This is a genomic window from Hoeflea sp. (assembly GCF_039975035.1).
Taxonomy (GTDB): Bacteria; Pseudomonadota; Alphaproteobacteria; order Rhizobiales; family Rhizobiaceae; genus Hoeflea.
On record NZ_JBDWHW010000049.1, the window covers coordinates 1 to 9575 of the forward strand.

At 58.2% G+C, this 9575-nt stretch carries 11 protein-coding genes and 1 pseudogene; all 12 read right to left on the reverse strand.

Annotated elements, in window-relative coordinates; genetic code table 11:
- Positions 1 to 180: 180 nt before the first annotated feature.
- Positions 181 to 594, reverse strand: coding sequence for a type II toxin-antitoxin system VapC family toxin (locus ABJN75_RS03890; RefSeq protein ID WP_348437044.1), 414 nt, complete (start codon positions 592 to 594; stop codon positions 181 to 183).
- On the reverse strand, positions 591 to 839 hold the full coding sequence (locus ABJN75_RS03895; RefSeq protein WP_348437046.1) for a type II toxin-antitoxin system VapB family antitoxin: 249 nt from the start codon (positions 837 to 839) through the stop codon (positions 591 to 593). The genes ABJN75_RS03890 and ABJN75_RS03895 overlap by 4 nt, the downstream gene beginning before the upstream one ends.
- Positions 840 to 951: 112 nt before the next feature.
- Positions 952 to 1086: pseudogene (locus ABJN75_RS03900) on the reverse strand (IS630 family transposase); the annotation flags it as partial.
- Between the two features lie 160 nt (positions 1087 to 1246).
- Positions 1247 to 1948, reverse strand: a complete 702-nt coding sequence (locus ABJN75_RS03905) for a helix-turn-helix domain-containing protein (RefSeq protein WP_348437048.1) — start codon at positions 1946 to 1948, stop codon at positions 1247 to 1249.
- Between the two features lie 149 nt (positions 1949 to 2097).
- Positions 2098 to 2634, reverse strand: coding sequence for a gluconokinase (locus ABJN75_RS03910; RefSeq protein WP_348437050.1), 537 nt, complete (start codon positions 2632 to 2634; stop codon positions 2098 to 2100).
- Positions 2631 to 3902, reverse strand: coding sequence for a TRAP transporter large permease (locus ABJN75_RS03915; RefSeq protein ID WP_348437052.1), 1272 nt, complete (start codon positions 3900 to 3902; stop codon positions 2631 to 2633). Before ABJN75_RS03915 ends, ABJN75_RS03910 begins: the two co-directional genes overlap by 4 nt.
- Positions 3899 to 4390, reverse strand: a complete 492-nt coding sequence (locus ABJN75_RS03920) for a TRAP transporter small permease (RefSeq protein ID WP_348437054.1) — start codon at positions 4388 to 4390, stop codon at positions 3899 to 3901. Before ABJN75_RS03920 ends, ABJN75_RS03915 begins: the two co-directional genes overlap by 4 nt.
- Before the next feature lie 71 nt (positions 4391 to 4461).
- On the reverse strand, positions 4462 to 5496 hold the full coding sequence (locus ABJN75_RS03925) for a DctP family TRAP transporter solute-binding subunit (RefSeq protein ID WP_348437056.1): 1035 nt from the start codon (positions 5494 to 5496) through the stop codon (positions 4462 to 4464).
- A 55-nt stretch (positions 5497 to 5551) separates the two neighbouring features.
- A complete protein-coding gene (locus tag ABJN75_RS03930) occupies positions 5552 to 6472 on the reverse strand; it encodes an NAD(P)-dependent oxidoreductase (protein ID WP_348437058.1) in 921 nt (306 codons plus the stop codon).
- Positions 6459 to 6803 carry a putative quinol monooxygenase gene (locus ABJN75_RS03935; RefSeq protein WP_348437060.1) on the reverse strand — a complete coding sequence of 115 codons (345 nt, stop codon included), beginning with the start codon at positions 6801 to 6803 and terminating at the stop codon, positions 6459 to 6461. The genes ABJN75_RS03930 and ABJN75_RS03935 overlap by 14 nt, the downstream gene beginning before the upstream one ends.
- Positions 6804 to 6806: 3 nt before the next feature.
- Positions 6807 to 8153 (reverse strand): Gfo/Idh/MocA family oxidoreductase, encoded by a 1347-nt coding sequence (locus ABJN75_RS03940; RefSeq protein ID WP_348437062.1) that lies wholly within the window; start codon positions 8151 to 8153, stop codon positions 6807 to 6809.
- 233 nt (positions 8154 to 8386) lie between these two features.
- Positions 8387 to 9301 (reverse strand): LysR substrate-binding domain-containing protein, encoded by a 915-nt coding sequence (locus ABJN75_RS03945; protein ID WP_348437064.1) that lies wholly within the window; start codon positions 9299 to 9301, stop codon positions 8387 to 8389.
- Positions 9302 to 9575 lie beyond the last annotated feature (274 nt).

Genomic DNA, 9575 nt, shown 5'->3' on the forward strand with positions numbered 1-9575 from the left:
CGATCCCGAAGGGAACAAGCTGTGCTTCGTTTACGCCGGTGATCTGCCATAGGCTTTTGGCGCAGCAGCCGTCCAAGTAGACCCTAATCCTCGACCATCTAAGTTTGTCGATGTGCGAGGGGCACACCGCTTACGGAAAACCACTCCCGGGCCCAGAATGCTTACAGCGTTGTAGCTGTCTCAGAAGTCCCATGGAGATATGAGGTCGAGCCCTGTTGTTTCGAAATCCGTTAGATTTCGCGTTGCCAGGCGGCCACCATTCACAAAGGCAATCGCAGCTATCATTCCATCGGGCGCTGACATACCCCGTCCCCGGCGGGCTGAGTTGCCCATGATTTCACCATAGGCAAGTGCGGCTTCTTCGGTCAGACCGAAAATCCGGTCAGCAAAACGTCGTCGCCAATGTTTCAGTCCCTGCTCCAGTCTATCTGCGCGCTGATCCGGCCTAATCTTCTGGATACCAAAAGCTATTTCCGCGATCGTGACAGTCGGAAGCGCCAATTCGGCATCATGCCTCGTTAGCCAGGCAATGACAGCTTCGTTCGGTTGCTTCTTCAGGGTCTCGGACAGGACATTGGTATCAATAAGGATCAAAGGTCCACGCCTTGATGTGGATGGCGGTCTTTGCGAATGACCGTGTCAAGGTCGATGTCTGTCCCGAATTGCATCGCAAGACGCGAATAAAAGCTGGAAGCAGGTTCACGTCCCGCCTCGCGGACCTCGTAGGATTCAAGCGCCCGCTCGACCACGTCGGCGATAGAACGGTTTTCTCGCCGGGCAAGACGGTGCGCCAATTCCCGCGCTTTGGAGCTCCGGACGGACAATTGCGGTTCTGCCATATCAATCTCCTTCTGAACTGAACATAAAACAAATCACGGGTGCCATCAAGATGGCACCTGATGGCAATGCATCAGTTTATGGAGGGTGTCCACTCAGCCTTAAGCAACTTGGCAATGCCCCGAAGATGTATGCGGAGCGGGTGCGCTGGTCGTGTGGAGCAGACGGCCTCGATCCTCGCCTGGCCCAGCGGCGTGTGATCTTGTTCTTCTGCCCGATCCTGGCTTCGTCCTGGAACCAGATTTCGATCACCCTGCCTTTGGCGGGACCCTCGGCGATTTCCGCTACCGCGGCGGGGACGTTTTTTCAAACGTCTCGGCTGCATCGGCATCCTGCGCATAATGCCTCGGGCGGGCGGAGAATTTGCGATAGCCCAGCGCGCGCACTTCGCGGCCCAAGGTCTGCACGCTTACGAGACACGGAATTGCTCCCATAGCAACTGGGCCAGATCACACAGACGCCAGCGGACAACACCGTCAAGAAAAGGTGTGGGGCCGCGTTCGATGGCTTGCGCCAAGGCCAAGCGCTGATCATCGTTCAGCAGCGACGGTTTGCCGGCAGCTTTGCCATTGATCAGCGCGTCGGGACCGCTAGCATTAAAGCGCATCACCCAGTCACGAACGATCTGCAAGGTCACACAGCCCAACCGGGCGGCATCCGAGCGCGAACCATCGTCATAGATAGATGCGAGCGCAAGCAGCCGACGGGCCTGGTTGGCATCCTTTATCTGGCGGCCCAAAAGACGAAGCCTCTTCCCATCAAAGTCCGTCCGCAAAGAAACTGCTGAACCCATCGCAAACCTCCCGTTCCACCATCGATTCAGATTCGCTCGCTTTTGGAAAGCCCGTGAGTCAAGCTCAATGGGGTTTGGTATTACACCCGTGTAACAAACAGTCTGGTCGGTCGCGGCGGCTCGACAACGCCTTATGGCGAATCCCTGATTTTTGATCTGCCCCATGGCACGACGTTTTTCGTGCTGCCTATTTGGGAAGGCAAGGACGGATCCTTTGGCGGAGTTTTTGAGGGGGCGGTATTGAAAACGTTTGGCATTGACAGCTCTTTTGGCACTCTCACGGATCACTGACCGGTCAAAATGGCGGCCTTTGAACATCCTCGTCTCCGAAAATGTCGAGAGAGCATTATCGTTCGCATGCGCGGACCCTACCAAACTCTTCATCCCCTTACCAAACCTGAAATTTCTCAGCCCTTAGGGCCCGCTGGCATCAATCTCGTTTCAGCCAGCATCTGATGCGGCTTGGTTCACGCGGAGCCCATGATAGCAAATTTCCTGTGCATCAGCTTGATACAATCGACAGCAGACACCCCCGACTGAAAAGCGATGCCTCGCTCATCTGCCGCTAGTGGTTCCAGCGTCTTCAGCTGGCTGTCGAGAAGTGAAGGAGGCATGAAATGGCCTTGCCTGCTGGCCATCCGCGCGGACAGTGTTTCTGCATCCAGATCAAGGTGAATGAACATGACATCGTCACGGCCGGCAGAGAGAGTTTCGCGGTAGCTTCGCCGGAGCGCGGAACACGAAACCACCACGCCTGATCTCTGCTGCCGGTAGTAATCGATCTCACCGGCGATCGCTGCGAGCCAGGGCAGACGCATTTCGTCAGTCAGGGGAAGTCCCCGGCTCATGGCGTCGATGTTGCATGGCGGGTGGCGGTCGTCCCCCTCGACATAGGCCCAACCGAGGAGATCGGCCAGCGCCATGCCGAGGGTGGATTTTCCGCAACCGCAAACACCCATGACGATGATCACGGCAAATGTCTGGCCATTCGCAAGCGCGGTCATGTCAGGATTCGTGCCGGCCACAATACGATCTCAGGGAATGCCGCAACGAGCACCAGAATGACGACATTGAGAATGTAGAAGGGAACCGCTGCCAGTGTCAGACGCTCCACCGGTATGCGCGCGACTTGGGCGGTGGCGAACAAGCAGGTCCCGACTGGCGGTGATGCGAGACCGACGGCCAGGCAGGCGGTCATGAAAACCACGAAATGTAGTGGATCGACGCCGGCCTGGACCGCTGCGGGCATCATCACCGGGATCAACATCAGTGCGGCGGCAACGATGTCCATCAGCATTCCGACGATGAGAAAGACAATGCCCATCAGCAGAAGAGTGGCAAAGCCGCTGCTGGCAACATTCGACAACAGACCGGCGGTCTTGTTGGGCAACAGGTCTATCGTGAAGATGAAAGTTGCCGCACTGGCCACCATCAGGATCAGCAGCACTGATCCAGCTGTCCGCCCCGAGTGCACGATCAATGGCACCAGATCGCCCAGACCTATTTCGCGATAGACCAGAAACCCCACAATAAAAGTGTAGAGCACGGCGAGGCCTGCTGCCTCGGTGGGCGTAACGATACCGGAAAACATGCCGGTGAGAATGATGACAGGAGCACCCACGGCAGGCATCGCGCGGCCGATGGCCTGGAGGCTGTGGCCAGCGCCACGCCGAACGATCTCGCCATAGCCGCGGCGCCAGGAGATATACCCGTTATAGCCAGCCAGCGCACCGGCTAGAAGGATGCCGGGTCCGAGCCCGCCAGCCAGCGCTGCGCCGACCGACTGTCCGGAAGAAGACGCCGCGACGATCATGAGAATGCTCGGTGGCACAAGGGTCGCCAGCGTCGCGGTAATCAGCGTCAGTGCCGCCGAATAGGGCAGTGGATAGCCGCGCGTCGCCATGGCGCGGATCGTGATCGGGCCGAGGCTGGCAATGTCGGCGACCGACGAACCGGAGATGCCGCCAAATACAAAGCTTGAGGTGATGTTGACATAGCCGAGACCACCGCGGAAGCGACCGACCACGGCTTCGGCGGCATCGAAGATCCGCTCTGACAGGCCGCCTCTTTCCATGATCTGGCCGGCGAGAATGAACAGCGGCACGGCAATCAGCAAGAACGAATTGATCGAAGTGGCCATATTCTGGGTGATCATCGCCACGGGCAGATCATAGTGCCAGAGCGTGATAACCGCCGCGAGGCCGAGAGACAGCGACAGTGGAACGCCGAGCAGCGCGATGACACCAAAGAGGACGAGAAGGGTAATGCTCATCGATCAGGCTCCATTGCCTTGTCGGGCTCTATAATCAGCAGGACTGCATGGGTGATGGCGCCGATCGGCGCAAGCACTGCACCGATAATCAACGGCAGCGTGGTGATCCACATGCCGATTTGCAGGATCGGCGAGATCTCGCCGAACCGGATCTGCTGCAGCATCAGCTTGAACCCAAACCAGCTGACAATGGAGAAGAACACCACCGCTGACAGAGGCGTGAGCAGCCGAAGATATGTCTGAACTCCTTCCGCCAGGCCTTCCGCGAAAAGGCCCAGCGAGGGGTGGGTGCCATAGCGAAAGCCGGTGGCCATGCCAAGGAACGTCGTCCAGATGAAGAGGAAACGCGACATCTCCTCGGTCCAGGGTGCGGAATGGCCGAGGAAGCGTGTCGTCACCTGGGTGCATATCAAGGCCACCATGCCGACAACCGCAACGAAGATCGCCGCATCGACCAACCACCACAAGGCCCGGTCAATTTGCCGCATGCCACTCTCCTCCCATTTGAACAGGGCTGCGGATCAGGTGTGATCCGCAGCCCCTTGCTGTATACCGTGATTCAGCCCTGCAGGAACTGCATGCTCGATTTCATGAAATCGGCCCCGATCTTCTCTTCGAATTCCGGATAAATCGTATGCGCGAGTTCCTGGGTCTTTTCCAGTTCCCCCGGTTCGAACCGGTTGACCTGCATGCCGAGCTCCTCGAGCTTGACGATGATTTCTGCCTCTTGGGCAATCTCCTCGTCATCATGCTTGTTGACCATGCCGGTTGCTGCCTTGCGCACTGCATCGTGGTGCTCCGCCGGGATCTGCTGCCACGCGGATTTTGACAGCGCCAGCAGGAAGGAATCTGCCAGATGCTGGGTCATGTTGAGATGCTTCTGCACTTCGAACAGCTTGTTGTTAAAGGGTACCTCGACGGGGTTTTCCTGGCCGTCGATGGTCTTGAGCTGAAGCGCGCTGTAGACCTCGGAGAAGGCCATCGGTGTTGGGTTGGCACCCAGCGTCTGGAACAGCCGCACCCAGAGCGGATTGTTCGGCGTACGAAGGGTGACGCCCTGGAAATCGACGAGCTTCGTGATCGGCGTCTCGCGGGTTGTCACATTGCGGAAAGTGCGCAGGAAGATGCCGAGGCCGACAATGTCGAGCCGTTCGAGTGATGACAGCAAGGTCTGGCCAGGTTCGCCGCCCAGATAGCCGCGCAACTGGTCATAGTCCTTAAACAGATAAGGCAGGCTGATGGCGTTCATCCGTGGCTCAAAGGAGGCGTAAACGCTGCTGGCGAGAATGAGGCCATCAAGCGAACCGGCACCGAGCTGATTGATTGCGGCGTTCTGGTCCTTGCCGAACAGAATGCCGTCGGGGAAGACCTGGAAGCTGACTTCACCGCCGGTACCATCCTTGACCAAATCTGCAAATTGAGTAGCAGCGCGGCCGACTGAGGAATTGGCCGGATCCGGCACAGCAAGCCGCAATGTCGTGGCAGCCTGCGCACTGGTAATGAAAGCGGGTGCGGCTAGTGCCAGCGCCGCAGCGCTGCCGCTATATTTCAGCAGCGAGCGACGGTCGATCTTCGAATTAAACACAGTCTTCATGGCTTTATCCTCCCAAATTTGGACAAGTGGCACAGGGCCGGTTAACTGCTCCGCCTCAGTTGGTGAGCGGTGCATATTCCTCAGGCGACAGTCCATTTCGCCTGGAAAGCTCTAGAATGATGGCGCTGTGATCGAGTTCGCCGCCACCGTGGGCGACGAGATCGCCGAACAGCGCGTCGGCGAGATTGAGCATCGGCAGATCGAGACCCAGCTCCGTGGCGGTGGACCTGGCTGCGGCTGTGTCCTTGACCTGGTATTTGGCCGGGCCACCAGGTGCAAAGGTGCCTTCGATCATGCGCTGGCCGTGAAGATCGAGAATGCGCGATCCGGCAAATCCGGCCATCAGCGCTTCGCGGACCCGGGCAATGTCGGCTCCGCCCTGCCGGGCCAGTAATAATGCCTCGGCCACGGCGACGATGGTACTGGCCACCGTCAGCTGATTGACCAGCTTGGTCAGCTCGCCGGTGCCGACAGGTCCTATATGAACCGGCTTGCCCATAGCGGCGAAGATCGGAGCCGCGGATTGGACATGCTCGACGCTGCCACCGACCATGATGGACAGCGTGGCAGCCGTGGCGCCAACTTCACCGCCGGATACCGGCGCATCGAGATAGGATATCCCTGATCGGTTTGCCAGTTGGGCCTGTGCCTTAGCTGTCTCGACAGGGATAGAGCTCATGACTATCAGCAACGATCCGGAACGCATGGCGGCAACGGCCCCACCCGCACCGAACATCACCTCGTCGCAGACCGGTCCCGAACTCAGCATCACGACCACAGCGTCCTGGTCCGCTGCGGCACTGGCCGGGGTGCTTGCAATCACCACGCCGTCCGCAGCAAGCCTTTCAGCCTTGCTGCGATCCCGGTTCCAAGCGGTCACGGAAAAGCCGGCACGCGCCAGGTTGCGGGCCATCGGCGCCCCCATGATGCCCGTGCCGAGGAATCCTATGCGGCGGATGGCGTCAGCCCGTGGCATCAAGAGCCTCCCTGTGGGTGTGTTCGCAAAAGAGGAAGTGAACTGGCCGTTCGACATTGATTAACGGCGGGAACTTCTGCTTGAACCGGGCCAGATGCGGAGTCTCGAGATGTGCATCGAAAGCTGCGCGCGACATGTAGACCTCGTAAAATGTCACAAGGTCGGGCTCCTCATCCGAAGTGCAGATGTCAAACTGAAGGCAGCCTGGTTCATCGGCAACGGAATGTCGTGCGTCCTCGCGAGCGATGGCGAGGAAAGCCTCGCGCATGCCTGGTTTGATTTCGAACTGGGCAATCACTGCAAATAGCGCTTTTGTTCCCTTGGCTTGCATGGTTCAGAATGCTCCCGCCAGCATGCCGTTCTGCTCAGTGCGCAGGGCGACGATGTCAGCATCATTGACGAGCTCGACGTCGGAGAAGCGAACCACCTGATCCTTGGCAACGGCGTTCTTGAGCCGGACATTGTGGGCCAGGCCGATCGGCAGGGCATCCTGCGCCCGTGACTTAGAAGCCGGGATGGCATTGGCCCAGACCGCGAAGCCGCCTTCGCCATCAAGAATGTCGCCAGCCTTGAGGTCGCATTTCGCAGTGGCGACGGCATCGCCACGATACTCCTTGCTGGAACCAGTCGGCTCGCCCCGCAGCACTGCGGAAAGCGCACTCACGCTGGTTTCCAGGCCGATGAGATGGAAAGGCCGCCACATCGAGCCGTACCAGCCGGACTCGTCGGTCAGCAAACCGTATTGCTTGAAGCAACCACGGGTGTATTCGTCGGGCGCTTTAAAGGTGACGAACATGCCGTAGCGGATGTTGTTGAGGACTTCGCGGCCGTCCGGCTCCTGGCTGGCGGCGATGTCAACCAGGCCAGACTTCGGCATTCTGCCACCATCGGAGGCCGGCTTGAATACCTGGGCCAGGTCCTGCAAGCCGGCTGGATAGAAGGCAAGGCCGTCTTCGGGACAATCCAGTCCAGTCCCGTTTGCGACTGCCGCCATCTCGATGGCGGCCTTGGTGCCGTCGACGAAAGAATTGTACATCTTCGGATTGAAATCTCCTGCAGCCACCTCTTCCTCGGACCAACCGAAATAGTTCCACACTGTGTCCGGCGTCGAGTAACGGTAGCGGGGTTCGTAATTCATGCCCTTGCCGGCAGAGACCAGTTCGAAGCCGCAACTGCGGACCCAGTCGACGAGCTCACAGATGAAGGCGGGCTGGTCGCCATAGGCCATGGAATAAACGACACCCTTTTCGCGCGCCTTCTTGGCCAGGATCGGTCCACACATCACGTCGGCCTCGACGTTCACCATGACGATGTTCTTGGAGGCCTCGATCGCCATCATGGCATGCCGGGTGCCTGCAAGCGGATGGCCGGTGGCTTCGATAATGCAATCGATGCCCTCAAAGGCGATAAGTGCTTCCACATCATCGGTGACGCAGGTAGCGCCTGACTTGTAAGCATCAGCAAGAGTCTTGGCGCTGTATTGAACTTCATCCCAACCGACGCGCTTCAATGATTCACGCGCCTTGCTCACATTGAGGTCGGCGACGCCGACGACATGATAGCCGGCGATGAATTTGGCTTGCGCGAGCATCATCGAGCCAAACTTGCCGGCCCCGATAATTCCGACCCGCACGGGGCGTCCGCTTTCGTTGCGTGTGGCAAGCAGTGATGAAAGATTCATTTGGGCGCTCCTGTTGCAGCCATCCGCAGTGAGCGGATTCGGGATTTTCGGGGCGGATCGGTTCGAAACAGCGGTGCAGGACCTGTGCCATGGGCACAGAACTCCGTCCGGGCCGAAGCCCGCGCAAACCGCAATTTGTGAATTTCTCCTCTGCCGGGTTTGTCTCCCACCCGACACGGGGACATTACCGGCCATCAATGATGTAGTTCAATTGAATTATTCTAACGGAATGATTAGATATTCTTCCGTATCTCGACGCTGCTCTCAAGCCAGAGTTTTGCCTCTCTATCGATCCAGTTCATAAATCGCTTGACCCGACCGCGGCGCAGATGATGCGGCGGACAAACAAGCCACTGTGTCGTCAACGTGATCGAAGGGGCGCCGGCGACAGGCACAACCAGCCTCCCGCTTTCCAGTTCGGCTTGCATCATCAACAGGCTTTCCAACGCTACTCCCATGCCAGAAACTGCCGCATCGACCGCCATGTGCGAGCGATCAAAATAGACCTTTTGCCAATTGCCGTCGGCGGGAAGCGATTGAGCCGAGAACCACACTGACCATTGCAGTTGCGATTTTACCGAATGAATCAGCCTCATAGACTGAAGGTCCGCGGAGGTCAGGCTTCCAGCTGCGGCTAGCTTTGGTGAGCACACCGGCACGAAGATTTCCTCGGCCAGCGGCTGGACATGCATTCCTGGCCAGCGCCCTTCGCCATGGCGGATTTCGATATCGACAGTATCGCGGGTGAAATCAACCGGTTCGTTGGAGCCGTCAAGTCGCATGTCCAGGCCGGGATTTTCGTCAACAAAACCGGGCAATCGCGGCAACAGCCATTTGGTGGAGATCGAGGGCGTCGCCCGGATATTGAGCAGCTCGGTGGTTCGCGCACCAGTGATCTGCCGCGTCGCTTCCCAGATATGTTCGATGTTTTCGGCGATCATCTCGAAATAGCGCTCGCCGGTTTCGGTCAGCCGTATTTCGCGACCCACCTTGCGCACTAGAGTGGTGCCGAGCTGTTGTTCAAGCGTGCGGATCTGCTGGCTGATCGCTGAGGGCGTTACACCAAGGTATTCAGCCGCCTTCGTGACGCTATTCAGCCGGCCGAGTTGGTAGAAGACGCCGATCGATCGTAACGGGGGTAAGTGCATGGCCTATTTGATCTTCCAAGCGTTTGATCGCTATCAACATGAAAATGAAGAGCCCTGCGGAAGGCACCGTTCTGAGCAAAAAGCTCCCAAGAACAAGTCTAGGACAAATGGGGTGTTCGAGGAACGCAAAACTGGATCTGATAGCATGGACGGTCTCCTCCCCCGGCATCTGTGATGCCATAGTGCGGTTGTTGGAAGCCGCAAACAGGAGAACCGTCCATGAGGGAAGTTAGCACAATAGGAATTGATATAGCCAAGAGCGTATTTCAGGTTC

What these genes read in the sequence shown, in the direction of transcription:
- ABJN75_RS03895 (WP_348437046.1), bottom strand. Translation starts at nt 839, where the DNA reads ATGGCAGAACCGCAATTGTCCGTCCGGAGCTCCAAAGCGCGGGAATTG.
- ABJN75_RS03905 (WP_348437048.1), bottom strand. Translation starts at nt 1,948, where the DNA reads ATGTTCAAAGGCCGCCATTTTGACCGGTCAGTGATCCGTGAGAGTGCC.
- ABJN75_RS03910 (WP_348437050.1), bottom strand. Translation starts at nt 2,634, where the DNA reads ATGACCGCGCTTGCGAATGGCCAGACATTTGCCGTGATCATCGTCATG.
- ABJN75_RS03915 (WP_348437052.1), bottom strand. Translation starts at nt 3,902, where the DNA reads ATGAGCATTACCCTTCTCGTCCTCTTTGGTGTCATCGCGCTGCTCGGC.
- ABJN75_RS03920 (WP_348437054.1), bottom strand. Translation starts at nt 4,390, where the DNA reads ATGCGGCAAATTGACCGGGCCTTGTGGTGGTTGGTCGATGCGGCGATC.
- ABJN75_RS03925 (WP_348437056.1), bottom strand. Translation starts at nt 5,496, where the DNA reads ATGAAGACTGTGTTTAATTCGAAGATCGACCGTCGCTCGCTGCTGAAA.
- ABJN75_RS03930 (WP_348437058.1), bottom strand. Translation starts at nt 6,472, where the DNA reads ATGCCACGGGCTGACGCCATCCGCCGCATAGGATTCCTCGGCACGGGC.
- ABJN75_RS03935 (WP_348437060.1), bottom strand. Translation starts at nt 6,803, where the DNA reads ATGCAAGCCAAGGGAACAAAAGCGCTATTTGCAGTGATTGCCCAGTTC.
- ABJN75_RS03940 (WP_348437062.1), bottom strand. Translation starts at nt 8,153, where the DNA reads ATGAATCTTTCATCACTGCTTGCCACACGCAACGAAAGCGGACGCCCC.
- ABJN75_RS03945 (WP_348437064.1), bottom strand. Translation starts at nt 9,301, where the DNA reads ATGCACTTACCCCCGTTACGATCGATCGGCGTCTTCTACCAACTCGGC.